This is a genomic window from Rubrobacter marinus (genome assembly GCF_011492965.1).
Lineage (GTDB): Bacteria > Actinomycetota > Rubrobacteria > Rubrobacterales > Rubrobacteraceae > Rubrobacter_F > Rubrobacter_F marinus.
This window is the reverse complement of sequence record NZ_CP045121.1, coordinates 1,063,560-1,088,597: the sequence shown is the minus strand read 5'-3', so window position 1 is coordinate 1,088,597 and position 25,038 is coordinate 1,063,560. Positions and strand designations below refer to the sequence as shown.

The window sequence follows — 25,038 nt, the reverse complement described above, 5'->3', positions numbered from 1 at the left end:
TCTAGGCTCCCCTGACCGCCGCCGCTACCTCCAGCGCCTCCCGGTTCGCCCGGACGTCGTGGACGCGGAAGGCCGTGGCGCCCCGGTCGTAGGAGGTGACGCTCGTCGCGACCGTGCCGAAGACGCGGGCCTTCGGGTCGTCGGAGCCCAGGATCCTGCCGAGAAAGCCCTTGCGCGAGGTCCCCACGAGCACGGGGAACCCGAGCTCCACGATCTCGTCGAGGCGTCGAAGAAGCTGGAGGTTGTGCTCCAGCTTCTTCCCGAAGCCTATGCCGGGGTCGAGGACGACGTCTCCGGGGTCGACGCCCGCCGAGATCGCGCGCTCCGCCCTGCCGGCCAGGTAGTCGCGGACCTCCCGCACGACGTCGTCGTAGCGCGGGTTCTCCTGCATGGTCTTGGGCTCGCCGAGCATGTGCATGAGGACGACCGGGCAGCCCCTCTCGGCGACGACGCCCGCCATGCGCGGGTCCCCCCCGAGCGCGGTGACGTCGTTGACGATGGCGGCGCCGGCGTCGAGGGCGGCCTCGGCGGTCGAGGCGCGGTAGGTGTCCACGGAGACCCTGGTGCCGGGCCGCGCCTCCAGGATGCCGCGCACGACGGGGACGACCCGGCGCACCTCCTCCTCGGGGCTCACGGGGTCCGATCCCGGACGCGTCGACTCGCCGCCGACGTCGACGACGTGCGCGCCCTCGTCGAGCAGCCCCTCGGCGTGGGAGACGGCGGGGCCGGCGCCGAAGAACTCGCCGCCGTCGGAGAAGGAGTCCGGGGTGACGTTGAGGATGCCGAAGAGAACGGGACCGGGCCCCAGAGGAGAGTGCCCGGTCCCGTTGTGGACGCTATCGGTACGTATCCGCAACTAGTCCTGCTGGTAGGAGCTGTTGTAGTCGCGGTCGAACTTCTCGGTCGTCACCCGGTCGACGGCGAACTCGTCGACGAGGCGCTTGAGGTGCTTGGCGTCGACCGTCTCGTACTCGATCAGGTCACGACTGAGCTTCTCGAGGAGGCGCCGGTTGCGCACGAGCAGGTCCTCGGCCGTGTCGTAGGACTCGTCCACGATCCTGCGGATCTCCTTGTCGATCTGGAAGGCGATCTCGTCGGAGTAGTCGGGCTGCGACGACATCTCGCGCCCGAGAAAGACCTGGCCGTTGTTGTGGCCGAGCGCCATCGGGCCGAGCTTCTCGCTCATCCCGTACTTCGTCACCATCTGCCTGGCCGTCGACGTCACCCGCTCGAGGTCGTTGGAGGCGCCGGTGGTGATCTCGTCGAACGTCACCCTCTCGGCCGCCCGCCCGCCGAGCATCATCGCGAGCTGCGCCATAAGCTGGCCGCGGCTCATCATGAACCGGTCCTCCGTCGGCAGGCTCATCGTCACGCCGAGGGCCTGGCCGCGCGGGATGATCGTGATCTTGTGGACCGGGTCGGCCTCGGGCAACAGGGCCCCGACGATGGCGTGCCCGGCCTCGTGGTAGGCCGTGATCTCCTTCTCCTTCTCGGAGATGAGGCGGGTCTTCCTCTCGGGGCCGGCGATGACCCGGTCGATGGCCTCCTCCATCTCGGACATGTCGATCTGGTCCTTGTCGTGGCGCGCCGCGAGCAGGGCGGCCTCGTTCACGAGGTTCGCGAGGTCGGCGCCGGTGAAGCCGGGCGTCGAACGGGCGAGCGTCTCGACCTGGATGTCGTCGCCCAGGGGCTTGCCCCTGGTGTGGACGCGCAGGATCCTCTCGCGACCCGGGAGGTCCGGCCTGTCGACCACGATCTGGCGGTCGAAGCGGCCCGGCCTGAGGAGCGCCGGGTCGAGGATGTCCGGGCGGTTGGTGGCGGCGATCATGATGATCCCGCCCTTCGCGTCGAAGCCGTCCATCTCGACGAGAAGCTGGTTGAGCGTCTGCTCCCTCTCGTCGTGGCCGCCGCCGAGGCCCGCGCCGCGCTGCCTGCCGACCGCGTCGATCTCGTCCATGAAGATGATGCACGGGCTGTTCTGCTTGGCCTGCTCGAAGAGGTCGCGCACGCGGCTCGCGCCGACGCCGACGAACATCTCGACAAAGTCCGAACCCGAGATGCTGAAGAACGGCACCCCGGCCTCGCCGGCCACGGCCCGCGCGAGCAGCGTCTTACCGGTACCCGGAGGCCCGACGAGCAGCGCGCCCTTCGGGATGCGCGCGCCGAGCTTCTGGAACTTCTGCGGCGACTCGAGGAACTCCTTGATCTCCGTGAGCTCCTGCACCGCCTCGTCCGCCCCCGCGACGTCGGCGAAGGTGACCTTCGGCGAGTCCTTGGTCATCCTCCTCGCGCGGCTCTTGCCGAAGCTCATCACCCTGTTGCCGCCGCCCTGCATGGAGCTCATGAGGAACAGGAAGAGCAGGAGGAAGATGAGGAGGGGACCGATGGTGCCCAGCAGGCCGAGCCAGAACCCGGTGTTCTGCGGGTCGGTCGTGTACGCGATGTTCGCGCCGCCGAGGGTCTGCGCTATGTCGTAGTCCTCGGCGTAGGGGAACTCGAACTTTTCGTTCTCGCCCGGCGTGTTCAGGACGCCGGTTACGGTCTGGTCCTCGTCCTTGACGGTGAGGGGGTTCTGCTCGTCGTCGAGGACGAACGAGCGGTCGGCCACGGCCTGCTCGAACTCCTCTGAGGTCATCTCCGTGGCGTCCGGGCTGCCGGAGCTTATAAGCTGCACCAGGACTATGGCGAAGATGACAAGGATAATAAAGTAGAGCCCGCCACTTCTTAAGAATCTGCCCAACTCTTTTTTACCTCTCCTGAGATTTGAAAACCGCGGAGATTATACTACCCCTCCCGCCAAAGCAAGCCCTTGCGATCACCGCCGTGCGCCACGGGCGCACCACCTTACGAGCCGGCGAAGATCTCCTCCTTGAGCACGCAGATGTCGGGGAGGTTGCGGTACGCCCCGGCGTAGTCGAGCCCGTAGCCCACGACGAACTCGTCCGGCACCTCGAAGCCGAGGTACTTCACGTCGAGCTCGACCCTGCGGCGCGACGGCTTGGAGAGCAGGGCGCAGATCTCCAACGAGGCGGGCTTGCGGGCCCGGAGGGAGCGCAGGAGGTAAGAGAGGGTGAGGCCGGTGTCGATGATGTCCTCGACGACGAGGACGTGACGGCCGCTTATATCTTCTTCCAGATCCTTGAGGATGCGGACCACGCCGCTAGAGGAGGTGCCGGAGCCGTAGGAGCTTATGTCCATGAAGTCGATCTCGCACGGCAGGTCTATGTTGCGCATGAGGTCCCCCATCACCACGACCGCCCCGCGCAGGACGCCGACGAGCAGGAGCCTCTCGCCCGCGTAGTCGCGGGTGATGCGCTCCCCCATCTCCCTTACCTTCTCCTGGATCTCCGCCGAAGGCACGAGAATCTCCGCGACGTCCCCCATCATGCTCGTCATCTCCACGCGCTACGTAGCACCTCCAGCCGGACTGCCTGCTCTCTTCCTCCGCCTACGACGACCGCCGCCACCACCTTGTGCCCCTCGTCGAGCTCCCCTAAAGGGACCCAGGCCACCTCTCCGTGCCGATCCACGACCACCGGCATGCGCAGCCTGACGTCCCTGGGCACCTTGCGGTCCTTCATGGCCTTGTAGACCTTCTTGGTGCCCCCGAGGCCCAACGGGCGAATAGTATCCCCCTCGCGCACCGTCCGCACCCGATACGGCCCGAGCGAGGCATCGAGGTACGCGACCTCGGGACGGGCCGCCTCCCGCGCATCGAACGCCCCCTCCGACACCCCGAACGCCCAGGGCCCGAACTCCTGCTCGCCCGGGAGCAACACGTGCTCCCCGCCGGGAGAAGGCGCCCGCCGCCGGTAGAGCGCCAGCCCCTCCCCCGAGCGCGCGACGGCGGTAACGCCGCCCGGCAGGTGAAGCTCCCGCGTCCCCTCCCCGCGCCCAGGAGTTCGAGGACGCCCTCGACGGCGGCGGAGCCCAGGGGCGGGACCCCGGGAGCAGCGCCTCGTAGGCCCCCCTTACGGCGTACCGGCGGAGCGCGTGCGGCATCTCGCGCAGCTCGTCCTGCGGCACGAGGACCTCGTCGCCGCGCCGGCGCAACGCCCCGGCGGCCAGGCCCTCGAGCGCCTCCAGGTCCTCGCGCAGGAGCCCGGCCGCGCGCGCGACGTTCCCCCCGGCGCCGGGGCAGAGCTCCTCCAGCACCGGCAGGACCTCCAGCCGAACGCGGTTGCGCGCGTACTTGGGTGCGAGGTTCGTGGCGTCCGTCCGGTAAGGTTGCCCCAGGTCCTCCAGGTAACGGAGCACCTCCGCTCGCCTTCTTTCTATAAGAGGGCGCGCTAGCAGCCCCCGGACCGGCGGTATCCCGGAGAGCCCCGCGTCCCCGCCCGCGCGCGAGGTTCATCAGCACCGTCTCCGCAACGTCGTCAGCCGTATGGCCCGTCAGGATCGCGGAGCAACTCCGGTCCGACGCGAGGTCCTCCGCGAGCCGGTACCGCGCTTTGCGAGCCTCCTCCTGGAGGTTGGAGCCCCCGACCCGCGAGTTCCTCACCTCGCAGGCGAGCCCCAACTCCCCGCACAATCCCCGGACGAAATCCGCGTCCGCCCGGGACTCCTCGCCGCGCAGGCCGTAGTCCACGTGCAGCACCACGGGACGCGCCCCGAGCTCGAAGACCACACGCAGGAGCGCCACGGAGTCCGGCCCGCCGGAGACCATCGCCAGGGGGCGCGTCAGGTCCATGCCGTGCCGCCGGACGGTCCGGCCGACACGAGCAGGAAAATCGGGATCATCCACGAAAACTATTGTACGGCGTGCCCCCTCACAGAGGCACGAACCGCCGGACGCTCGGGCCCCGGAAGGACGCCTAGAGGCGACCTTCCGGGGGCAACCTGCGGCTCTCCCCCGGAGGTTCTAGCCGGAGGACCGAGCGCTGGCGCTGGAAGTACCGCCTCCGCAGGAGGCGCTTCGGCTACCGTTCCCGGTCGAGCCGGTGTCGGCGACGGCCCGGCCGGCGGAGGCGCGGGCGCTGGCACCGCAACCGTCGGGCTGAGCCTCGGATGCGACGGGGGCCGACACGACGGGCGCGGGCTCGCTCGCTACGGTAGCGGGGGCCGCCTGCGTAACCGGGGCCTCTTCGACGACCGGGGCGGGGACGGGCGCGACCGGCGCGACGGGCTGCTCGGGCACGACGGGCTGGACGGCGGGCACGACGGGCGCGGCCGTCTCGGGGATCGCCGCGACGGGGACCGGCGCGGCGACGGGCGCCGGCAGCGCCGCCACGTCCTCGGCGACGTACCGCGCCTCGGCCGCTGCGGGGACGACGGGCTCGGCGACCACGGGCTCCGGGGCTATGGGCTCGGGGGCCACGGGCTCGTACTGATCCGCGACGGGGTACTGGTCCGCCACCGCATACTGGGCCTCGACGGGGTACTGATCCACCGCGGCGTACTGCGCGTCGACGGGAGCGTACTGCTCCTCGACGGCGAGGACGGCGACCTCTGCTGCCTCGGCCGCCGCGGGCTCGGCCGGGGCGGGCTCCTCGTCTGCCGGCGGCTTGGCGGCCGTCTCCCTCTCGACGGGCTCCTCCTCGGGCGCGGGCTCGGTCTCCTCCGGGGCCGTGGCCGGGGGAGCCGGTTCTGCGGCTGGCTCCCCGGTGCCGGAGTTCCCCGCGTCGCTCGACTCGGGCGGGGGGGCGTTCGGGCCGACGAGGGCCTGGTAGGCCTGCGGCGCGATCAGGACCATAAGGACCAGCAGCGCGAGGACGGCTGCCGCGCGCCGCATGAGATACACCCCGCGCCGCCGCTGCCCACCGGACCCATGGGGTTCCCCAAGCTCCCGACCTTCGCGCATCTACGATCCCCCTACCTGTTGTTGCTACGGTCTTCGAAACCCGCTGTTCGTCGCGTGAACGAGCCCGCGAACGACATCTCACGCGGACAAACCGTAATCCTTGCTCCGAGCCTTTATACCGGAGGGCCAAACGGGCATCAACGGGCCGCAGCGAGCGCCCCGGCCCTCCCCGGGCACGACTGCCCCACATCTAGTGACCCCGGGGTCCGCGACCACTACAAGGCGAGTTTTCGGGCATTGGAAGGCGAAGGGGGAAATGTTCCGCAAGAACCGCCGGAACAAGCCGCGAGGGGGAGGCAAGCGGCAGGGCTACGAGAGAGGGACCGGCCCTTGTGGGCCGGTCCCTGAGTAGTAGCGGGGACAGGATTTGAACCTGTGACCTTCGGGTTATGAGCCCGACGAGCTACCTGACTGCTCCACCCCGCGTCGCAGGGCTATTTATAGCACGGACGGGAGGTTTGTAAAGGGCTTGTTCAACGTGGTATGGTCGGGAAATCTTGGCTACTTTTCTTACCATAATCATCGTCGCGGGCGCCCTGCTCGCGCTCGTCGCCGCGGTCTCGGCGCTGCGCGCCTGGCTGCGGCTGCGCCGCGCGAGGGCCGTTCTGGAGGCGGAGATCGGCGCCGAGGTGGTCAGGCTCGCGGGCCGGGCCTCGGAGCTTGAGGGGAGCCTCGCCGCTCTGAACGCCCGCGCCGAGATGTTGCCGGTCCGGATCTCGGCGCTGCAGCAGAACCTCGCGACCCTCTGTATCCTCACGGGTGCTCTCGGTACCTCGCTCCGCCAGGCCCAGAAGGTGCTGACCTCCGCCGGCATGAAGTCCGCCCTCGCCAAACCCATCGCCGAGATCTCGAGAAGCTATCGCAGGTCCCGCTCCCGGTAGCGTCCTCCCCATCACACGACGCCTTCTCCGCGCCACGCCCGTATACTGGTCCGATGCTGGAGAGAGACGATCGCGATGGGGTGATGCGGGAGACGCAGCCCGAAGCCTGCGAGCCGGTGCGCGAGGAGTGCGAGGTTTGCGGCTCCGAGATGTTCGGGCTGCACTGCAAGCTGATCTGCTCGAACTGCGGCTACCGGCGCGACTGCTCCGACCCGTAGGGGACGACCGGGCGGTGCCGCGTCTTATGCCGTAACGGCGTGGGGGAGCGGCCGACGGCTAATCGGCCGCGAGGGCGTCCAGGGCCATCTCGCACCAGCCGCGGACCTCGGCGTTCACCTCCATCCCGTCCCATTCCTCGGGGCCGTACCAGCCGACCTTGTCCTCGCCGAAGCTCTCTTCGATCTCGACGGCACCTTCGGGTCGGGCGAAGTAGATCAGATCTATGTGCTGGTGCCCGGGACCTATGTTCTCCAGCTGGACGCCCGCCGGGCGGTGGAGCTGGACGGGGTCGTCCACGTCGTCGCGCTTCTCCCCCACCAGACCGACCTCGAGGCCCGTCTCCTCGAGAACCTCCCGCACGGCCGCGTCGTCGGGGAGCTCGTTCTCTTCTATGTGTCCTCCCGGTGGGAGCCACATCCCGAGCTTGCGGTGCAGGTGCAACAACACCTTCCCGTCCCACACGACAAAGACCGCTACCGTGAAATGCCTGCCAGAATGCTCTTCCATCGAGCAAGGGTACACCAGCGCGTTATCAGATACGCCAGTACGGGCCGCGGGGTCCCGTCCCCCGACACCTTCTGCGTGCCGTGCTCAGCCGCTACCGAGGCGTCTGATCGTGCCGATGATCTCGCCGGGGGCGGCGAACTTGGGCAGGACCTCGTCCGCGCCGGCCTCGGTCGCCCTCTTCAGGTTCGTCGGGTCGAGGCTGTTGCTCAGGATCGGCAGCGCCGCACCGGAGGCGGCCCGGCGCAGCTCCCCGATCAGGGCCTCGCCGTCGCCGTCGGGAAACCCGAGGTCCATCACCGCCACGTCGAACCCGACCGACGCGGCGTGGCGGCGGGCTTCGTCCGGGGCTCCGGCTTGAGCCACCACCGCGAGGTCCGGCTCCCGGTCCACCAGCGTGGCGAGGGCGCGATGGAAGGCGGCGTGATCCTCGACCAGCATGACGCGGACCGGCCTCGCGAGCCCTTCCGGCATCTCCCGGGCGTCCGCTCTACTTCCTCGATGACGAGCCGGGCATCGGGGTCCGAAGCTGTACCGTCGTGCCGTTACCCGGTTCGCTGAGGACTCTCAACTCGCCGCCGAGCGAGGCGGCCCGCTCCCGCATGCTCCTCGATCCCACCCCGACCGAAGCTCCCGGCCCGAAACCCCGCCCGTCGTCGGCCACCTCGACGATCAACTCCTCTCCCTCGACCTTCAGGGTTACGAGCACGTTGCGGGCAGCGGAGTGGCGCCGGGCGTTGGTCAACGCCTCCTGGACTATGCGCGACAGCTCCGCCGCTGCGTCCCCGAGCGGCGTCGCGGGGAAACCTTCTTCCACCTCCACCCTTATCTCCTGGTCCCGGGCCATCGCGCGATTCCGATCCACAAGGGACTCCAGCAACCTGGGAAGGGGCTGGTCCAGCTCGTCGGCCAGGCGCAGGTCGTAGACGGCGGCCCGCAGGTCCTGGGAGGCGCTTCGCAGGGTGTCGACCTCTTCCTGGAGCTCGCTTTCGAGGGCCGTGCCTTGGGCGTTGAGCTTGGTGACCTCCAGCGCTATCGCGGCGTAGGAGAGGTCTTGCAAGACGCCGTCGTGGAGATCCCGGGCGATGCGCTGGCGCTCGGTCTCCCTCACCTCCCGCAGGGCGGTCTCCGTCCGCTTGCGTTCCGTGATGTCCCGGGCGATGGTCGAGGCCCCCACGACGTCGCCGGCCGAGTTTCTGATGGGGGAGACGCTCAGCGAGATGTCCAGCCTCCTGCCGTCCCTGGCGACGCGCACCGTCTCGAAGTGCTCCACCTTCTCCCCGCGCCTTATCTTCTCGAGGATGCCCGGTATCTCGTCCGGAAGCTCCGGGGGGACGAGCATGGTGATGGGCCGCCCCACCGCCTCCTCCGCGGAGTAGCCGTATATTCTCTGCGCAGACCCGTTCCAGCTTGTAATGGTGCCCTCGAGGGTCTTGCCGATTATGGCGTCGTCCGAGGACTCGACGATGGCGGCGAGGCGGGCTCGCTCCTGCTCGGCACGCCTTCGTTCCGTTATGTCGCGCATGATGCTGACCGACATGTGGACCCGGCCGTCCGCGTCGAAGACCGGCGTCGCGCTGACCGACGCCCACCGCTCCTCGCCCGTTTCTACGGCGCGGAAGCGGAGGACCTCCTCCGCCCCTTCCTCCCCTTGCAAGGCCCTGCGTCCCGGCAACCGCTCCAGGGGGAAAGGGCTACCCTCCGCGTCCAGAAGCTCGAACTTGCCCAATCTTTCGTCCGCGGGCGCTTCGACGAACGGCCTCACCGAGGGGTAGCCGGACATCCTGGCTGCGGCCTCGTTGGCGTAGAAGATGCCCCCGCTGGCGTCCTGGGCGATGATGCCGTCCGCGACGCCCTTGAGGATGACCTCCAGTTGTTCCCTCGACCCTCGCAGCTCCTCCTGAGCCCACGCGCGCTCGGCGATCTCCCTCTGCGCCTGCTCGTAGAGCCAGGCGTTGTCCACCGCGATCGCCGCGCGGCGGGCGAGCTCTCGTGCCAACCGGAGGTCCGCCTCCCCGTAGCGCCTCCCCGACTCCGCCGAAACCAGCGAGATGGCTCCCAGGGTACGGCCTCGCGCCACGAGCGGCGCCACGATGTAGGAGCGGAGCCCCAGCTTTCTGAGGATCTCGCGGTGCTCCTCGTCGCGGGCAGCCTCCTCGATGAGGCGCTGGGGTATCTCCGGCATCATGTCCGGCTCGCCCGTCCTCAGCACCAGCCGCACGCCTCGGGGGGCATCGGGTTCCGGCGGGTAGCGCTCCTGCAGCTTGTACGCCAGCTCGACCTTCTCCGGATCCGGGTGCTCCACCGCCAGCCGCTCCAGCGAGCCCTCCTCCGTGAGGACGTCCACGGTGCACCAATCCGCAAGAGAAGACACCGCAAGGCGCGCCACGCTGGAGAGGGTCTCCCGGTAGTCCAGCGAGGAGGAAAGCACGTCGCCAGCCTCGGCCAGGAAGCGCTGGGCCTCCTCGATGCGCTTGCGCTCGGTGATGTCTTCGACGGCCCCGATAAAGTACTGCGGGCCTCCCGAGGGATCGCGCACCAGCGAGACCGCGAGGTTGGCCCAGATCACGGCGCCGTCCTTGCGGAGGTAGCGCTTCTCCAACGAGTACGACTCGATCTCGCCGGCCAGCACCCGGCGGGCTTGCTGGAGGTCGGCTTCCTGGTCCTCCGGGGCCGCGAGGTCCTCCATGCCGAGCCTCAGCATCTCCTCCCAGGCGTAGCCGAAGATCTCGCAGAGCTTGTGGTTGACCCTCAGCAGCCGTCCGTCGGTGGAGACGTGCGCGACGCCGACGGCGGCCTGCTCGAAGGTCGCGCGGAAGCGCTCTTCGCTCTCGCGCAGCTTATCCTCGGTCTCCTTGCGATGGGTGATGTCGCGGGCGACCTTGGCGAACCCGCGCAGGTCCCCGGATTCGTCGCGTATGGGCCTGACGAACCCGCTGGCCCATACGCGCGACCCGTCCTTGCGCAGGTACCAGCGTTCGTCCTCGGCCCTGCCTTCTTCCGCCGCCTTCTCGAGCTGCCGTTCGGGAACACCGCTCCGAACGTCCTCGGGCGTGAAGAGAGCCGAGCCCGGCTCGCCGAGGATCTCTTCGTCCGTATAGCCGAAGAGGCGCCGGGCCCCCTCGTCCCAGGAGGCGACGCGCCCGTCGAGGTCGAGCATGAAGATCGCGTAGTCGGTGGCGGCCTCCACCAGGAGCCGGAAGCGCTCCTCGCTCTCGCGAAACGGCTCTTCGCTCCTCCTGCTGCGCCTCACGCCCACCACGGCTCCCTCGAATCGCGACTCGCACAGGGTTGCGGGCTCGTCGCTCCGGGACGGACCCGACAACGTCCCCAGTTTACGCCATGCTCCCTTCCGGGGGTGTCCTTCGTGCCGAGCCATCGGGCAGCTCCCGCTCGGGGAGCGCACGGTTTTCTACGGCAGGCAGGGAGATGGCCAGCGACGGTCCGGGACGCCGGAGAGCACGACGGCCCCCGGTCGATCTCCGGCTTTCGGCCCCGCTTGGCGGTGAGCGCGGCATCACAGAACGTGGTGCTCTTGCGGGTAAGATCTCGGAAACAGTGCCACGGCCGGAGAGGACAACGGTGTCGCATTTCCCCGCAGGAGCGTTCAGGCGCTACGACGAGACCCCGGACGAGCAGTTCTACAAGACCCCCAGGCTCGTCACCCACATAGACGATCGCGCCATCGCCGCCGTCACGCAGCTCTACCGGGAGCACTTCCCGGCGGGCGGGGCGATCCTGGACCTCATGAGCAGCTGGGTCTCGCACCTGCCGCCGGAGGTCGCCTATCGTCGCGTCGCCGGCCTGGGCATGAACGAGGTTGAGCTCCAGAACAACCCCAGGCTCGACGAGTACGTGGTGCAGAACCTCAACGAGAACCCGAAGCTTCCGTTCGGTGACGGGGAGTTCGACGGCATGGGTATCTGCGTCTCGGTGGATTACCTGACCGATCCGGTGACCGTGCTGCGCGAAGCGGGACGGGTCCTGAAGGTCGGCGCTCCGATAGTGATCACGTTCTCGAACCGTTGCTTTCCCGACAAGGCCGTGGCCATCTGGCACCAACTGGACGACCAGGGCCACATGCGGCTGGTCGAGGGCTACCTGCGAGAGGCCGGCAACTTCGCCGACGTTCGCAGCCTCGACCGGAGCCCGCGGAGGTTGTTCTCCGACCCGCTCTACGCCGTGATCGGCGAGAGCACGGGACCCGCGGCGTAGGGATCAGCCGGAGGGTACGCGCGCGACCACGCGGGTACCGCGCCCCGGCCCGCTCTGGAGATCCAGCGTGCCGCCCAGGCGCCACGCGCGCTCGCGCATCGACCTCAAACCGAGGTGCCCCGGGAAGGGGCCGTCGGGGTCGAAGCCCGAGCCGTCGTCGCTTACCTCCAGCGCGATCCAGCCGCATGCGTGCTCCAGCGTGAGGCGTACCCGGCTGGCGCGGGCGTGCTTGACGACGTTGTGGAGGGCCTCCTGGGCGATGCGGTAGAGGGCCTCCCTCGTCTCCAGGGGGGCTTCCGGCTCGCCGTCCAGCGCGGTATCGACGCGTAGCCCGTGGCGCGCCTCGACGGCGGCGGCCTGCTTCTCCAGCGCGGCTACGAGCCCCTCGTTCTCCAGCGACTCCGGCCTGAGCTCGAAGATCAGGGCCCGCATCTCGGTCATGCCCGCCTCGGCCAGGGCGACGGCGTAGTCGAGCGGCGCCGCCGCGCTCCTCGGGTCGCTCTCGAGCAGCTCCCGGGCCGTTTGCACGCCGAGGGCGATGCCGTAGAGGGCCTGGGAGACGGAGTCGTGGAGCTCGCGGGCGAGCTTCTGGCGCTCTTCCAGGGCCGCCTTGCCGCGGGCCTCGGAGAAGAGACGGGCGTTCTCGACCGCCACCGCGGCCTGGTCGGCGGCGGCCCCGAGAAAGACCTTCTCTTCCTCGCCCGGCTCGTGGCCGGGGAGGTAGCCGAAGTCGATCGCGCCGAGCGTCCGGCCCCGGGAGACGAGCGGCACGATGTAGACGATGTCCCAGGGCGACTCCCGGACCAGGCCGTGCGCGGCGGCGTAACGCTCGTCTTCGAGGACGGACCGGCGGACGCCGCGGACGATCACGGGCTCGCCCGTGCGGACGGCTCGCATGGTGGGCGACTCGACGCCGGCCCGCCACGAGGCCTCCATGCGCAGCGTGCCCGTCCCCTCGTCGAGCAGGGCCACCGCGCAGGCGACGGCGGTGCTCGCCCCGACGACGCTCTTCGCCAGCACGTCCAGGGTGTTCTCCACCGGCAGGTCCAGCGTCAGGTTCGCGGCGATGCCCGAGAGGGTGGAGACGCGCTCCTCGAGGAGCCGCTGCGCCCGCGCCCGCTCGGTTATGTCGTGGGCGACGGCGACGAGCGTCCGTTTGCCGTCGCGCAGGATCACGCTCCCGCTCACCTCCACCTCCAGCAGCGAGCCGTCCTTGCGGACGTACCTCCGCTCGCCCACGGAGGGGCTCCCCCGCTCCAGGATGCGCCGGATGTTGGCGTCCACGCTCTCGCGGTCGGCGGCGACGACGTCGTAGAGCGTCAGGCGGTGGAGCCCCTCCTCCGTGTAGCCGAGGGTCTCCCGGAAGGCGCGGTTGGAGTCCACGATGCGCCTGGTCTCGACGTCGACGAGGAAGATGTTCTCCGAGGCCTGTTCGAGCACGGCGCGGTGGAGGCGCTCGCTCTCCCGGAGCGCCTCCTCGTCCCTCTTGCGCCGGGTCACGTCGCGGGCGACCCAGATCACCGACTCCTCGAGCATCGGCGAGACGGTGCCCTCGAACCACGTCCGGCCGTGGTCCATCGTCAGGGCGTACTCGAAATCCACGCTCCGGCGCGTCTCGAGCACGCGCCGGACGTGCCCGAGAAACTCGTCGGCCTGCTCCTTCGGGAAAATCTCGTGCAGCGTCTTGCCGACGATCTCGGAGGAGGATCTGTACAGGAGCGAGGGGTTCGTCGGGGCGACCTCGAGGTGGCGGCCCTCCCCGTCGATGACGAAGATGACGTCGGTCATCGCCTCGAAGAGCGCGCGCAGCTCCGCCTCGGAGGCCCGCAGCCGCTCCTCCGCCCGCTTGCGCTCCGTCACGTCGCGGACGATGGTGCAGATCACGTCCCTGCCGTCGAGGGAGATCACGCTGACCCCGACCTCCACGTCCAGGAGGGAGCCGTCCCTGCGCCGGTACCGGCGCTCCCCTACGACGCGCCGCCTCTGCTCGAGGGTCCGCTCTATGGTCGCGTCGACGTCGTCCGGGTCGTGGGCGACCAGCGCGTAGATGTCCATCGCGCCGACCTCCTCGACCGTGTAGCCGAACATCTTCCGGAAGGAAGGGTTCGTCTCCACGAAGCGACGGGTCCCGGCGTCCAGGAGGTAGATGCCGTCGGTGGCCTGCTCGATCACGGCGCGGTAGCGCCCCTCGCTCTGCGTGAGGCGCGTCTCGATCCTTCTGCGCCTGATGGCCGCGCCCAGCGTCCCCGCCGCGGCCCCGAGCGCGCCGACCTCGGCCGCCGACCACTCGCGCTCCTCGCGGCAGGCGTCGAAGCCGATCTGGCCCCACCAGCGCCCCTCCACGAAGATGGGCACGATCAGGATGGAGAGGATGCCCTGCGCCCTGAGCTCGACCTGCTCCCCCGATGGAAACGATCCGGTGCGCCCGTGTACGGGCTCCCCGCGGCTCAGCATCTCCACCCACCGGCCGTACCCGGCGGCGCGGTACGGTATGGCCTGCATGAGCGGGCTGTCCGTCTGCGCCGGGATGCCCTCCGCCACCCACTCGTAACGCTGGGTTCCCCAGATCTCCCCGTCCTCGCTGACGTGGTTCTCGAAGATGTAGGCGCGGCTCGCCCCCGTGGCCTCCCCGAGGCGCCGGAGGACCGTCCTGACGCTCTCCTCCCATCCCACCGCCTCGCCGAGGAACTGATCGGCCGCGAAGCGCACCGCGTCGAGGATGGCGTCGCGCCGCCTGAGCTCTCGCCGGGCCTTCGTCTCTTCCAGCCCGTGCGCCACCGTCGCGCACAGCCGGGCCAGGCCGTCCTTCATGACGTAGTCGTAGGCCCCGGCCCTTATCGCCTCGACCGCCACGTCCTCCCCGATCTTGCCGGAGACGACGACGAACGGCGCCTCGGAACCGGCCTCGCGCGCCAGGCCCAACGCCTCCGGAGCCCCGAAGCGCGGCATCCGGTAGTCCGAGAGGATCACGTCCCAGCTCCGTTCGGCGAGCGCCGCCCGCATGCCTTCCGGGGTCTCCACGATCTCGTGCTCGGGCTGGTAGCCGCCGCGCCTGAGCTCCCGCAGGAGGAGCAGGGCGTCGTCTTCGGAGTCCTCGACCAGCAGGACGCGCAGCGGCGTCCGCGGAACCCGGCGTTTCGGAAGGGCTACCAGGGTTCCTCGTTCAGCTCGTTCAGGCCCACGAGGCCGCTGCGGACGGCGTGGAGGGCGGCCTGGGTGCGGCCGTTGACGCCGAGCTTCCTCAAGATGCCGGAGACGTGGGCCTTGACCGTCTTCTCCTCGACGAAGAGCTCGCGCGCGATCTGCTTGTTCGCCATGCCCCGGGCGACGAGCTTGAGCACCTCCGTCTCGCGCGCGGTGAGGGCCTCCGGCTTCTCGGGGACGCGCATCTCGCGCATCAGCTTCGCCGCGGCCTCCGGGGCTAGCTGCACCTGACCGGCCGCAGCACCCCTGATCGCGCGGCACAGCTCGCGCGCGTCCGTCTTCTTGAGGAGGTACCCGATGGCTCCGGCCCGTATCGCCCCCGTGACCGCGCCGTCGTCCAGGACGCTCGTGAGCGCCACGACCTCCACCTCCGGCATCCCGGCCTTGATGGCCTCGGTGGCGGAGATGCCGTCCATCACGGGCATGAGGAGGTCCATGAGCACCACGTCGGGCGAGAGCTCGCGGGCCGCCCGCAACGCCTCCTCGCCGTTCGCGGCCTCCCCGACCACCTCGATCTCCGGGTCCAGCCCGAGGTACATGACGAGCCCCTGGCGCACCACGCCGTGATCGTCGGCGATCAAGACCCTGATGCTCATGGATTCTTCCCGCTCATACGCTCTAAACCTTCGGCCCACCCCTGGACGCTTGACCTAGATTATGTCCCCTCCCGAGGCCCATAGCAACGATCGTTCCTTCGTCCGATGCTCGCGCCCCCAACCACGGATCTCACGATCGCGAAGGAGCAGGAACGCGAGGCGAGGAGACGAGCGAGGCGCCGGTTCGACGGGGACCGTTCGGACGTCCGCGCCAGGGCCGAACCGCGTTACCGGGGACCGCGAAGGGAGCCGGAGGTCCCGCACGAGGCGGCTGAAACGGCGATGCACGCCCCCGTCCGCCGGGACGGGTCGGCGGGACGAATACGAGGGCCACGGTCGCACGAGCGTCCCTACCTCGGCCACGTTGGACTTTGGTCCCGGACCGTACGGCCTCCGAAGGTCCATTGCGGCGACGGTCCCTCCGCCCGATGCCGGGTCCCCCTCGCGCGGCCAATACTCACATCGAACGGAGGTTGGAAGGAGCCAGGGATGAGACACCCGATCCGGTCGAACAACCTTACGCCCCCTCGGAACGCCCGAGCCGGGTCGCGCAAGCGCCGGGTTCTCCCGAACGGGAGCGGGCCGTTCACCGGTAAAGTTCCGGGTAGCTCGCGTCCGCGGAAGCCCGTGGTGCTCGTCGTGGACGGCGACCGGGAGTCCCTGCGCCACCTCCGGCGCGAGCTGCGCAAGCGCTATGGCGGCGACTACCGCGTGGCCTGCGCGGGGTCCGGGAGGGAGGCCATTGTAAGGTTGCGGCGGTTCGAGGCGAACGGAGACGACGTGGCGCTCGTGCTCGCCGAGCGCGGGATGCCGGGGATAAGCGGGACGGAGCTTCTGGCGCGCGTCGGGCGGGTCCACCCGACCGCCAAACGGGCGCTGCTCGTCGCCTGGGGCGACAGGGCGGCGGCGGGCTCCATCCTGCGCTCGATGTCCCTCGGGCACATCGACTACTACGTGAACAAGCCCTGGGGGGAGACCGACGAGCGGTTCCACAGGACCGTGGCCGAGTTTCTCTACGACTGGGCGAAGGACCGCATGCCGAAGTTCGAGGAGATCCGGATCGTCGGCGAGCAGTGGTCGCCGCGCTCGCACGAGCTGCGGGACCTGCTCGGGCGCAACGGGGTGCTGCACACCTTCCACCACGCGGATTCCCCCGAAGGGCGGGAGCTGCTCGCCGAGGTCGGCCACGGTCCGGACCGGCTCCCCGTGCTGGTGCTGTTCGACGGGCAGGTGCTCGTCGACCCCTCCAACTCCGAGATCGCCGACGCCTGCGGGGTGAACCCCACGCTCGAGAAGTCGAGGTTCGACCTCGTCGTCATCGGGGCGGGGCCGGCGGGGCTGGCCGCCGCGGCCAACGGCGCCTCCGAGGGCCTCGACACCCTGATCGTGGAGGGCGAGGCCATCGGGGGCCAGGCGGGTACGAGCTCCCTGATCCGGAACTACCCCGGCTTCCCCTCGGGGATCGGCGGGGCGGAGTTGGCCCGCCGCGCCGCGGAGCAGGCCTGGCTGTTCGGCGGGACGTTCCTGTTCATGCGCCGCGTCACGGGCCTGCGCCGCGCCGGAGACGAGGTGGTGGTGAGCCTCTCCTGCGGGCAAGAGGTCACGGCACGCGCGGTCGTCGTCGCGACCGGGGCGTCCTACCGCCGCCTGGGCATCCCGAGCCTCGAAGCCCTGCGCGGCGCGGGCGTGTTCTACGGCGCGGCGGTTTCCGAGGCGCAGGCCATGGAGGGGCGGGAGGTGTACGTCGTGGGCGCCGGCAACTCCGCCGGGCAGGCCGCGATGCACCTCTCCAAGTACGCCTCGCGCGTGACGATACTGGCCCGCGGGGCCTCGCTGGAGACGAGCATGTCCGAGTACCTCATCCGGGAGATCGGGGCGTCCGAGAACGTCGAGGTCCGCCTGGAGACCCGGGTGGCCGGTGGCGGCGGCAGGGCGCGCCTCGAACGCCTCGTCCTCGAGGACTCGCGCTCGGGGCGCAACGAGACCGTTCCGGCGGCCGGGCTGTTCGTGCTCATCGGCGCGGAGCCGCACACGGCCTGGTTGCCCGAGGGGATCGAACGCGACGAGGGCGGATACCTGATCACCGGCGCGGACTTCTCGCGCTACGGACTGCCCCGCCGGGGATGGCACGTGGAGCGCCCTCCCCTCCTCATGGAGACGAGCATGCAGGGCGTGTTCGCCGTCGGGGATGTGAGGCACGGCTCCGTGAAACGCGTCGCCTCGGCCGTCGGGGAGGGCTCCATCGCCGTCCAGATGGTCCACGAGTACCTGGGGTCCGTCCGGCGCGAGCGGTCCCGGGAGCCGAGGTCGGAACAGCCGGCCGCCGAGGGGAAGGGGGCGAGCGATGAAGGAGCGATGAGCGCGACCGCGTGAAGAGAGAGCGCAACGCCCCACCGGAGAGGAGCAAGCCGTGCACGTCATGATCGTCAACTTCCGCCTCGAGGATGTAAGCGAGGAGGAGTACCGGAACCAGTGCGAGGCCATCGCCCCGGCGTTCGCCGGGCTCCCCGGCCTCGTCTCGAAGACCTGGCTCGCCGACGCGGAGACGAACACCTACGGGGGCGTCTACGCCTGGCGCGACCGGCAGGCCATGGAGGACTACAGGGAGACGGACATCTACAAGGGCATGCTGGCGAACCCGCACTTCGGCGACCTCACCGTCAGGGACTTCGCCGTCCTGGAAGGGCCGACGCGCGTCACGCGGGGGCTGTCCGGAACCCCCACCCCGGCCGTCGGGAGGGCGTAGGCGGAGGAGAGTCGCAACGAACGGAGGAGTCGACCGATGGCGCACCACCCGAGAGACCGGGAGACGTGGCGCCGGCAGGGCGAGGAGTACCTGCGGAGGGTCAGGAGCGGACCTCCTGTCCGGTCCGCGACGGCCACGGCGCAGGCGACGCGGAAGGTACGCCGGAAGGGCGGCGAGGGGCGCCGTCCGGCGGCGTAGCCTCGGAGGCCGAACCGCCAGCGGCTCTCCCACGAAGGAATCGAGCAAAGGAGGATCATGACTACGAGGAACTTGGATGCGGCAGCCGCGGAGGCCTTCGCCGAGCGGATGGTCGGGGTGCTGAACGACGGGGCGATCGCGCTGATGACGAGCATCGGCCACAGGACCGGGCTCTTCGACGCGATGGCGGACATGCCGCCCGCCACCAGCGAGGGGATCGCCGGGGCATCCGGCCTCGACGAGCGCTACGTCCGCGAGTGGCTGGGCGCTATGGTCGTCGGCGGGGTCGTCGAGCACGATCCCGAGAGCGACACCTACCGCCTCCCCCCCGAGCACGCCGCCTCGCTGACGAGGGACGCCGCCCCGGACAACGTCGCCGCCTTCATGCAGTACATCCCGCTTCTGGGATCGGTCGAAGACCGGATCGTCGGGTGCTTCCGCGAGGGCGGCGGCGTGCCGTACGCCGACTTCCCGCGCTTTCAGGAGGTGATGGCCGAGGATAGCGGCCAGACGGTCCTGCCGGCCCTGATCGACCACATCCTGCCGCTCGTCCCCGGCTTGACCGCGCGTCTCGAAAGGGGCATCGAGGTCCTGGACGTGGGCTGCGGCAGCGGGCGCGCGCTGAACCTCATGGCCCGCGCCTTCCCCAACAGCTTCTTCACCGGCTACGACCTCTCCGAGGAGGGGATAGCCCGGGCACGGGAAGAGGCCGAAAGGGACGGCTCTTCCAACGTCCGCTTCGAGGTCAGGGACGCCTCGAAGCTCGGCGAGACCGCGCGCTACGACCTCATCACCACCTTCGATGCGATACACGACCAGGCGAAGCCCGCCGCCGTGCTCGAGGGCATAGCGAACGCGCTCGAGCCGGAGGGCGTCTACCTCATGCAGGACATAGCGGGCTCCAGCCACGTCCACAACAACCTGGACCACCCCCTCGGCCCGTTCCTCTACACCGTCTCCACCATGCACTGCATGACGGTCTCGCTCGCGCAGGACGGCGACGGCCTGGGCACCATGTGGGGCGAGGAGAAGGCCCAGGAGATGCTTCGGGAAGCGGGGTTCGCCAACATCGAGGTCAAACACCTCCCCCACGACGTCCAGAACAGCTACTACGTCTCCACCAAAAACTAGCCTACCGGAGCGCGAGGGGCGGCCGTCGGACGGCCGCCCCTCACGCTCGCACGAGACGAAGCACAGCCCGCTCGAAGGCCCGTGCCGCCTAGCGCCGCCCCGAAGTACGAAGAGCCGGGCAGGTCCCCGGTCGTCGCACGGTACGAGCCCCGCGAAGCGCCCCCCCTACACGCTCGGCCTCGAACGCGAGGGGCGAAGCCGCTCGGACCGGGCTACCTTCCGGCCTCGTGCCCCCGTCCAGCCCTACGCCGCGAGACAGGAGTTTACGGCGGCGGGGATGTCTCCCGCCGCCGTTATGCGGGCGCAGCGCCCGCCGCCGAGGTCGGCGAGCCGGCGGCAGCGGGCGAGGGATTCTTCGCTCCGGCCGGTCGCCACGACGTGCAGGGTCGGGAAGGCCGCGGCTATGGGCTCCGCCGGCTCCCCCGCCGTTTGCAGGCCGTCGCTGAACAGGAGGCCGGTCCGCTCCTGCGTGTCGGCGCCCTCGAGCTCTTCGAGGCCGACCCTGAGGCCGAGCCCGACGTCGGTGAGGCCGCGGCCGGGGAGCGAGAGCACGCGGTCGAGGAGCGCGTCCAGGGGGACGTCCTCGTGGAGCCCCTTGAGGACGGCGGCCTCGCGCCAGAACGCGACGACGGCGAAGGGGTCCGGCGCCACGCGCGCGGCGAAGGTCGCAAGCGCGAGGGAGGCGCGGAAGATCGCCGGGCCCTTCATCGAGCCCGAGGCGTCGAGGACGAGGGCGTAGGCACGCCGGTGGTGCCTGCGGTCGAGCACGTGCAGGTCCTCGTCGGACGGGTGAGGCGTGGCGAGGACGCGCTCCAGCGAGCGGTCCAGGTCCAGCTCCGCCCCCTGACCGGCGTAGGGCACGCTCGCGAGGCGGCCCCGCCCGCCGCGGCCGGCGACGTTGCGCCGCGCCGCGCGAACGACGAGCTCGCGCGCCAGGCGCCGCGCGAGGGCGCGCAGGTCCGCCCGGTCGTAGAGGTCGGCCATCTCGCCCAGGATCTCCAGCGGGTCGCCGTCCTCGCCCGCGAGCGCCTCCTCCAGCGCGGCCGGGTCTCCTTTCCTGCGCAGCCGCTCGGCCAGCTCCGGGCGGTCCCTGGCGAAGGACGCGTACATCCTCCCCCCCACCGAGCGCCGCTTCGTCGCGCCGTAAGCCTCCTCGCCGGCGTACACCCGCGCGGCGCTCGCCCGCGTGACGCGGGCGCCGCGCCGGCCCCGCCCGTGCTTTGTCGAGGCCGGCGGCCACCGTCACCGGTTCCATCCGGGGCTTCGCTCTGACCGTCGTCCGGGTCGGGTCGCGGGTCATCTGGGCCGTCCGGCGGGGGGCTAGCTCGGCGAGGGCGGCGTCCACGACCTCCTCGACGATCTCGTCTGCGGCACGCCGCGAGGCCTCGCGCACGGAGATCTTGATGGAGAAGGCGGTCTGCGCCGCCGCCACGAGGGCGCGGCGCGCGTCCTCGTCCCCGGGCGCGAGGGAGGGCGTGACGCCGCGCAGCATCGCCAGCTGCTCCGCTATCAGCACGAAGTCGATGGCGGCGCGCACGGAGGCGCCCATGCGCAGGTCCGGGTGCTCGCGGGTGAGGCGCGCGGCGCGCACGGCCAGCCGGACGAGCCAGGCGTCGGCGCTCCCCGTGCGGCGGGAGACGATGTCCCGCTCCTCGCCCTCGGGCTGGTAGCCCATGCGCACCCGGCACAACCTGTCGGTGATCGCCCCGCCGAGGCGGGCCGTGCCGATGTTGTCGAAGGGGTTCATCGCCGCGACCACGCGGAAGCCCGGCTCCGCCCGCACGGTCCCGGCGCGCGGGATGGCGAGCTCGCGCTCGGCCATCGCGCTCAAGAGGGCGTTCAGGGTGTCCTCGGGGACGCGGTTGAGCTCCTCGATGTAGAGCAAGCCGCCGTCCCGCATCGCGAGCGGGAGCGGTCCGTGGACGAAGTTGTCGGGGTTGTAGTCCTCCTTCAGGACGCGCGAGGGGCTGTGGTGTCCGACGAGCTTCGCGGGCGTGAGGTCGGCGTTCCCCTCGACGAGGCGCAAAGTGGTGCCGTTCAGGGAGGCGACGGCGCGCAGGATGGTGGATTTGCTGGTGCCGGGCGGCCCTTCCAGGAGGAGGTCGCGGCCCGCTGCGAGGGCCGCGAGGAGGAGTTGGGCCTCCTCCTCGCGGCCGACTACCTGCGCCCGGATCCCTTCGTGGACGCGGCGCAGGTCCAAGGCGGGTTCGCTACCTCGCCCAGTCGTAGACGATGACGCCGCGGATGTTCTTGCCGTCGAGCATGTCCTTGTAGCCCTCGTTGATCTGGTCGTGCGAGTAGGTCTTGGTGGTCAGCTCGTCGACCTTCAGGATGCCGGCCCGGTAGAGCTCGAGGTACCGCGCGAGGTCGGCGTACACGGGCGAGTCCCCGTACATGCTGCCCACCACTTCCTTGGCGAAGAGCGTCAGCTCGAAGGGCGAGACGTCTATGTGCTGGTGCTTGTAGTTCGCGATGCCGGTGACGACGACGCGACCGCCCTTGCGAATGGCCTTGAACGCCTGTCCGATGTGCTCCGGCAGCACGTTGTCGATGGTGATTATGGCCTTGTCCGCGCCGACGCCGTTGGTCAGCTCGATCGCCTTCTCCGCCGCGTCTTCCTGGTTGGGGTTGACGGTGTGGGTGGCGCCCAGCTCCTCGGCCATCTCCAGCTTGAAGTCCACCGGGTCCACGGCGATGACCCTCGCCGCCCCCTTCACGGCCGCCCCCTGGATGGCGTTGATCCCGACGCCCCCGATGCCGTACACGACGACGGTCTCGCCGGGCTGCACGTCGGCCTTGTTGACCGCCGAGCCGAAGCCGGTCGGCACGCAACAACCGACGATGCACACCTTGTCCATCGGCAGGTCCTCGCCGATGGGCACGATCGAGGCCTCGGGAACCACCGTCCACTCGCTGAAGGTCGAGATGAGGCAGAACTGTCCGGCGTCGTCGCCGCCCTCCGTGTGCATGCGGAAGGTGCCGTCGAGCTGGGGGCCGAGGATGATGTTCGCCCCCCGGTCGCAGAGGAACCCCAGGCCCATGGAGCAGAAGCGGCAGTGTCCGCAAGACGGGATAAAGGTCAGGAGCGCGTGGTCTCCGGGCTTGACCTTCGTTACGCCCGGCCCTACCTTCTCCACCACGCCCGCGCCCTCGTGACCGCCGATCATCGGGAAGTGCAGCGGCCCGTACTCACCCGTCACCATGTGGTAGTCCGAGTGGCACAGCCCCGTGGCCGCCAGGTGTATGAGGACCTCGTTCTCCTTCGGGTCGTCTACCTCGATCTCCTCCAGCTTGAACTCCTGGCCCTCCCCGTAAAGCACCGCCGCCCGACTCTTCACGCTCTCCTCCTTCTCCCCAGGATCGCCCGAAACGCAACCATCGTAGCATGGGCGAAAACCGCACGCATGCGCGTTCGGACGGCGTCTGCGGTCCCTTCCGCGCGGTTTCGGGGGGAGCACGTCGCCTGTATAAGCTACGACAGCGACGCCGGTCTCCCCCCTGTACCGTCGCGAGGATAATGCTCGAAGCGACGGCTTGGAGCGGTCGTGCCGGACGAGGAGACGGGGGACGCCCTTCGACGGCATGCGCGTCCTGCGCCGTCGTCGGCGCGAGCACCGACGCTCGAGAGAGGAGATCCACCCGTGTCGAAGAACAAGAAGGACTACGAGGAGAAGTACACCGATCCGGAGCTCAGGGAGAAGCTGAAGGAGGAGATCAAGGAGTCCGACAAGGGCGGCAAGCCTGGCCAGTGGAGCGCCCGCAAGTCGCAGCTCCTGGCGCGGGAGTACGAGAAGCAGGGCGGCGGCTACAAGGGCGAGAAGGACGAGTCGCAGAAGCACCTCGAGGAGTGGACCGAGGAGGAGTGGCAGACGAAGGAGGGCGAGGCGAACGCCCGCGGGGAGGACGGGGAGACCAAGCGCTACCTCCCGAAGAAGGCCTGGGAGGAGATGAGCGAAGAGGAGAAGGAAGAGACCGAGCGCAGGAAGCGCGAAGGCTCGAAGCAGGGCAAGCAGCACGTCGGCAACACGAAGGCAGCCAAGAAGGCCCGCAAAGGGGCGCGGGGTGGCGCCCCCGTCGGCGGTTACGACGACATGAGCGTGGACGAGGCCAAGGAGAAGCTCGAAGGCCTCTCGGAGGACGAGCTCAAGGGGCCAGAGCCTACGAGAAGGAGAACAAGGACCGCAAGACCCTGGTCGGCTGGCTGGACGGCAAGATCGAGGACTAGGGGCACCGCGCCGGCGAAAGTCGGGGCGGGTGACCAAAAGCCCTCCCGGGGGGCAAGACGTAGAGGAGGGCCGGCGGGGCCGGCCGTTCCGGGGTGCTCCGAGAAGGACCCGGACGCGCGGGCCGTCGCGGAGCATTCGGGTCTTGACAGTCGGGCGAAGGGAGGGCGTGCGTGATCGGCAGGCTGAAAAAGGTACCGGTTGGTGAGATGTACGGGTCGGGTGGGTCGAACTTCACCGCCTGGCTCCAGGAGAACCTCGACGTCCTGAACGACGCGGCGGGGATCTCGCTCTCCGGGGTGCAGGACGAGGGGACGGCCTCCCCGGCGGGGATCGTGGCGCGCGACCCCTCGGGGGGCGCGGTGGTCATAGAGAACGAGCCGGGCGAGAGCGGCGACGTGGGCCTCGGCAAGCTTCTGACCTCCCTCGCCTCCGTCCGGGCCACGACGGGCGTCTGGATCGTGTCCGACGCCAGACCCGAGCACCTCGCGGCCGTCTCCTGGATGAACGAGATGTCCCGCGCCGCCCTCTACCTCCTCAAGGTCGAGGCGTTCAGGATCGACGACTCGCCCCCCGCCCCGATGATGACCCTGATCTCGGGCCCGGCACCGGAGGCCGTGCCCGTAGGCACGCCCGGCGCTCCGTCCGCCCCGACGCCGCTCGTGGGTGAGCCGGACGCCCCCGTCGCGACGCCGGCCGGCGGCCACGCGACGGACGTGGCGTTCGGCGAAGCCCCTCCGGCCGTCTCGGCCGCGGAGGCCGAGGAGGCGTCCGCGGCCGGCGGCGTCGCGACGCAAGCTCCTCCCGTGGCGCGCGACACGACGGGCCTCGTCCTCTACCAGTTTTGGACCGAGCTTCTGGAGAAGGCCACCGAGCGCACCAGGCTCCACGCGGAGGTCGAGCCGACGCGGGAGAGGTCCGTCGGGGCGGGCGCCGGGGTCGCGGGGCTCAGCTACAACTACTTCGTCGGGGAGCACGACGCGGGCGTCGAGCTCTTCATCCACCGGGGCGAGGAACGGCGGAGCGAGAACGATCTCGTCTTCAACGCCCTCCAGGCGACCGAGGACGCCATCTCCTACAACTTCGGAGCCCCCCTCGACTGGCAGCGGGCGGCGGACTCCAGCGCGCGCCGCGTCCGCTACCCCATCCACGACGCCGGCTACGCGGACGACGAGGCCTGGCCCGAGCTCCAGGATCAGATGATAGACGCCATGATCCGGCTGGAGAAGGCCATGAGGCCCCACGTCTCCCGGCTCCAGTTGTAGCGCATCCACAAGCTAACCTCCGGCGCCCGGAAGAGCGGAGGGGGCGGGACCCGCAA

21 protein-coding genes, 1 tRNA gene and 3 pseudogenes are annotated in these 25,038 nt (G+C 70.0%); 10 read left to right on the top strand and 15 right to left on the bottom strand.

Going from position 1 to position 25,038, the window contains the following annotated elements:
- Nucleotide 1: 1 nt before the first annotated feature.
- The 4 genes from folP to tilS (GBA65_RS24030) form a co-directional block, all read right to left on the bottom strand.
- Nucleotides 2–856 (bottom strand): dihydropteroate synthase, encoded by an 855-nt coding sequence (gene folP, locus GBA65_RS05570; protein WP_228281705.1) that lies wholly within the window; start codon nucleotides 854–856, stop codon nucleotides 2–4.
- Nucleotides 857–2,740, bottom strand: coding sequence for an ATP-dependent zinc metalloprotease FtsH (ftsH, locus tag GBA65_RS05565; RefSeq protein WP_166395727.1), 1,884 nt, complete (start codon nucleotides 2,738–2,740; stop codon nucleotides 857–859).
- Between the two features lie 104 nt (nucleotides 2,741–2,844).
- Entirely contained in the window at nucleotides 2,845–3,387 is a 543-nt protein-coding gene (hpt, locus tag GBA65_RS05560) for a hypoxanthine phosphoribosyltransferase (protein ID WP_166398362.1), read from the bottom strand.
- 5 nt (nucleotides 3,388–3,392) lie between these two features.
- Nucleotides 3,393–3,779, bottom strand: coding sequence for a tRNA lysidine(34) synthetase TilS (gene tilS / locus GBA65_RS24030; RefSeq protein ID WP_228281703.1), 387 nt, complete (start codon nucleotides 3,777–3,779; stop codon nucleotides 3,393–3,395).
- 214 nt (nucleotides 3,780–3,993) lie between these two features.
- Between tilS (GBA65_RS24030) and GBA65_RS24025 the strand changes: the two genes are divergently transcribed.
- A complete protein-coding gene (locus GBA65_RS24025; RefSeq protein WP_228281701.1) occupies nucleotides 3,994–4,293 on the top strand; it encodes a hypothetical protein in 300 nt (99 codons plus the stop codon).
- Here GBA65_RS24025 and tilS (GBA65_RS26155) read toward each other — a convergent pair.
- The 3 genes and pseudogenes from tilS (GBA65_RS26155) to GBA65_RS05540 form a co-directional block, all read right to left on the bottom strand.
- Nucleotides 4,228–4,666 (bottom strand): annotated as a pseudogene (gene tilS, locus GBA65_RS26155) (tRNA lysidine(34) synthetase TilS); the annotation flags it as partial. The gene GBA65_RS24025 and the pseudogene tilS (GBA65_RS26155) overlap by 66 nt on opposite strands.
- 195 nt (nucleotides 4,667–4,861) lie before the next feature.
- Nucleotides 4,862–5,731 carry a hypothetical protein gene (locus GBA65_RS05545; RefSeq protein ID WP_166395724.1) on the bottom strand — a complete coding sequence of 290 codons (870 nt, stop codon included), beginning with the start codon at nucleotides 5,729–5,731 and terminating at the stop codon, nucleotides 4,862–4,864.
- 421 nt (nucleotides 5,732–6,152) lie between these two features.
- Nucleotides 6,153–6,226: transfer RNA gene (locus GBA65_RS05540), tRNA-Met, on the bottom strand.
- Between the two features lie 71 nt (nucleotides 6,227–6,297).
- On the opposite strand from GBA65_RS05540, the gene GBA65_RS05535 reads away from it, so the two are divergent.
- Nucleotides 6,298–6,681: a hypothetical protein gene (locus tag GBA65_RS05535; protein ID WP_166395723.1), complete on the top strand. Its 384-nt coding sequence runs from the start codon at nucleotides 6,298–6,300 to the stop codon at nucleotides 6,679–6,681.
- Between the two features lie 53 nt (nucleotides 6,682–6,734).
- Complete coding sequence (locus GBA65_RS05530; protein WP_166394799.1) at nucleotides 6,735–6,899, top strand: hypothetical protein; 165 nt, start codon at nucleotides 6,735–6,737, stop codon at nucleotides 6,897–6,899.
- A gap of 58 nt (nucleotides 6,900–6,957) precedes the next feature.
- On the opposite strand, the gene GBA65_RS05525 is transcribed toward GBA65_RS05530, so the two are convergent.
- From GBA65_RS05525 to GBA65_RS05515, 3 genes are all read right to left on the bottom strand, one after another.
- Entirely contained in the window at nucleotides 6,958–7,407 is a 450-nt protein-coding gene (locus tag GBA65_RS05525) for an NUDIX hydrolase (RefSeq protein ID WP_166395722.1), read from the bottom strand.
- 84 nt (nucleotides 7,408–7,491) lie between these two features.
- Nucleotides 7,492–7,878 carry a response regulator gene (locus tag GBA65_RS05520; protein WP_166395721.1) on the bottom strand — a complete coding sequence of 129 codons (387 nt, stop codon included), beginning with the start codon at nucleotides 7,876–7,878 and terminating at the stop codon, nucleotides 7,492–7,494.
- A gap of 16 nt (nucleotides 7,879–7,894) precedes the next feature.
- On the bottom strand, nucleotides 7,895–10,657 hold the full coding sequence (locus GBA65_RS05515) for a PAS domain S-box protein (protein WP_166395720.1): 2,763 nt from the start codon (nucleotides 10,655–10,657) through the stop codon (nucleotides 7,895–7,897).
- A gap of 329 nt (nucleotides 10,658–10,986) precedes the next feature.
- On the opposite strand from GBA65_RS05515, the gene GBA65_RS05510 reads away from it, so the two are divergent.
- On the top strand, nucleotides 10,987–11,619 hold the full coding sequence (locus GBA65_RS05510; RefSeq protein WP_207956177.1) for a methyltransferase domain-containing protein: 633 nt from the start codon (nucleotides 10,987–10,989) through the stop codon (nucleotides 11,617–11,619).
- Nucleotides 11,620–11,622: 3 nt separating this feature from the next.
- Here the strand turns inward: GBA65_RS05510 and GBA65_RS22830 are convergent, their stop codons facing one another.
- Both GBA65_RS22830 and GBA65_RS24020 read right to left on the bottom strand, forming a co-directional pair.
- On the bottom strand, nucleotides 11,623–14,685 hold the full coding sequence (locus GBA65_RS22830; RefSeq protein WP_407691067.1) for a PAS domain S-box protein: 3,063 nt from the start codon (nucleotides 14,683–14,685) through the stop codon (nucleotides 11,623–11,625).
- Nucleotides 14,686–14,765: 80 nt separating this feature from the next.
- On the bottom strand, nucleotides 14,766–15,419 hold the full coding sequence (locus tag GBA65_RS24020) for a response regulator (protein ID WP_166395718.1): 654 nt from the start codon (nucleotides 15,417–15,419) through the stop codon (nucleotides 14,766–14,768).
- A gap of 627 nt (nucleotides 15,420–16,046) precedes the next feature.
- Here GBA65_RS24020 and GBA65_RS05475 point away from each other — a divergent pair.
- From GBA65_RS05475 to GBA65_RS05465, 3 genes are all read left to right on the top strand, one after another.
- Nucleotides 16,047–17,792, top strand: coding sequence for an FAD-dependent oxidoreductase (locus GBA65_RS05475; protein ID WP_207956175.1), 1,746 nt, complete (start codon nucleotides 16,047–16,049; stop codon nucleotides 17,790–17,792).
- 46 nt (nucleotides 17,793–17,838) lie between these two features.
- Nucleotides 17,839–18,165, top strand: a complete 327-nt coding sequence (locus GBA65_RS05470) for a YdhR family protein (RefSeq protein ID WP_228281896.1) — start codon at nucleotides 17,839–17,841, stop codon at nucleotides 18,163–18,165.
- Nucleotides 18,166–18,420: 255 nt separating this feature from the next.
- Nucleotides 18,421–19,494 carry a class I SAM-dependent methyltransferase gene (locus GBA65_RS05465; protein WP_166395715.1) on the top strand — a complete coding sequence of 358 codons (1,074 nt, stop codon included), beginning with the start codon at nucleotides 18,421–18,423 and terminating at the stop codon, nucleotides 19,492–19,494.
- Nucleotides 19,495–19,737: 243 nt separating this feature from the next.
- On the opposite strand, the gene GBA65_RS24015 is transcribed toward GBA65_RS05465, so the two are convergent.
- Entirely contained in the window at nucleotides 19,738–20,661 is a 924-nt protein-coding gene (locus GBA65_RS24015) for a vWA domain-containing protein (protein WP_228281699.1), read from the bottom strand.
- A 53-nt stretch (nucleotides 20,662–20,714) separates the two neighbouring features.
- On the opposite strand from GBA65_RS24015, the gene GBA65_RS24010 reads away from it, so the two are divergent.
- Complete coding sequence (locus tag GBA65_RS24010; protein WP_228281695.1) at nucleotides 20,715–21,164, top strand: hypothetical protein; 450 nt, start codon at nucleotides 20,715–20,717, stop codon at nucleotides 21,162–21,164.
- Between the two features lie 77 nt (nucleotides 21,165–21,241).
- On the opposite strand, the pseudogene GBA65_RS24005 reads toward GBA65_RS24010, so the two are convergent.
- Both GBA65_RS24005 and GBA65_RS05455 read right to left on the bottom strand, forming a co-directional pair.
- Nucleotides 21,242–21,694 (bottom strand): annotated as a pseudogene (locus tag GBA65_RS24005) (AAA family ATPase); the annotation flags it as partial.
- A gap of 10 nt (nucleotides 21,695–21,704) precedes the next feature.
- Entirely contained in the window at nucleotides 21,705–22,832 is a 1,128-nt protein-coding gene (locus GBA65_RS05455) for an NDMA-dependent alcohol dehydrogenase (protein ID WP_166395714.1), read from the bottom strand.
- Between the two features lie 303 nt (nucleotides 22,833–23,135).
- Here GBA65_RS05455 and GBA65_RS05450 point away from each other — a divergent pair.
- Together GBA65_RS05450 and GBA65_RS05445 are read left to right on the top strand one after the other, a co-directional pair.
- Nucleotides 23,136–23,719: pseudogene (locus tag GBA65_RS05450) on the top strand (hypothetical protein).
- 171 nt (nucleotides 23,720–23,890) lie between these two features.
- Nucleotides 23,891–24,982: a DUF4268 domain-containing protein gene (locus GBA65_RS05445; protein ID WP_166395713.1), complete on the top strand. Its 1,092-nt coding sequence runs from the start codon at nucleotides 23,891–23,893 to the stop codon at nucleotides 24,980–24,982.
- Nucleotides 24,983–25,038: the final 56 nt, after the last annotated feature.

Bases quoted from the DNA above. Each gene is read 5' to 3' on its own strand.
- hpt (WP_166398362.1), bottom strand. From the start codon at position 3,387: ATGATGGGGGACGTCGCGGAGATTCTCGTGCCTTCGGCGGAGATCCAG.
- GBA65_RS05545 (WP_166395724.1), bottom strand. From the start codon at position 5,731: ATGCGGCGCGCGGCAGCCGTCCTCGCGCTGCTGGTCCTTATGGTCCTG.
- GBA65_RS05530 (WP_166394799.1), top strand. From the start codon at position 6,735: ATGCTGGAGAGAGACGATCGCGATGGGGTGATGCGGGAGACGCAGCCC.
- GBA65_RS05525 (WP_166395722.1), bottom strand. From the start codon at position 7,407: ATGGAAGAGCATTCTGGCAGGCATTTCACGGTAGCGGTCTTTGTCGTG.
- GBA65_RS05520 (WP_166395721.1), bottom strand. From the start codon at position 7,878: ATGCCGGAAGGGCTCGCGAGGCCGGTCCGCGTCATGCTGGTCGAGGAT.
- GBA65_RS24020 (WP_166395718.1), bottom strand. From the start codon at position 15,419: ATGAGCATCAGGGTCTTGATCGCCGACGATCACGGCGTGGTGCGCCAG.
- GBA65_RS05470 (WP_228281896.1), top strand. From the start codon at position 17,839: ATGATCGTCAACTTCCGCCTCGAGGATGTAAGCGAGGAGGAGTACCGG.
- GBA65_RS05465 (WP_166395715.1), top strand. From the start codon at position 18,421: ATGACTACGAGGAACTTGGATGCGGCAGCCGCGGAGGCCTTCGCCGAG.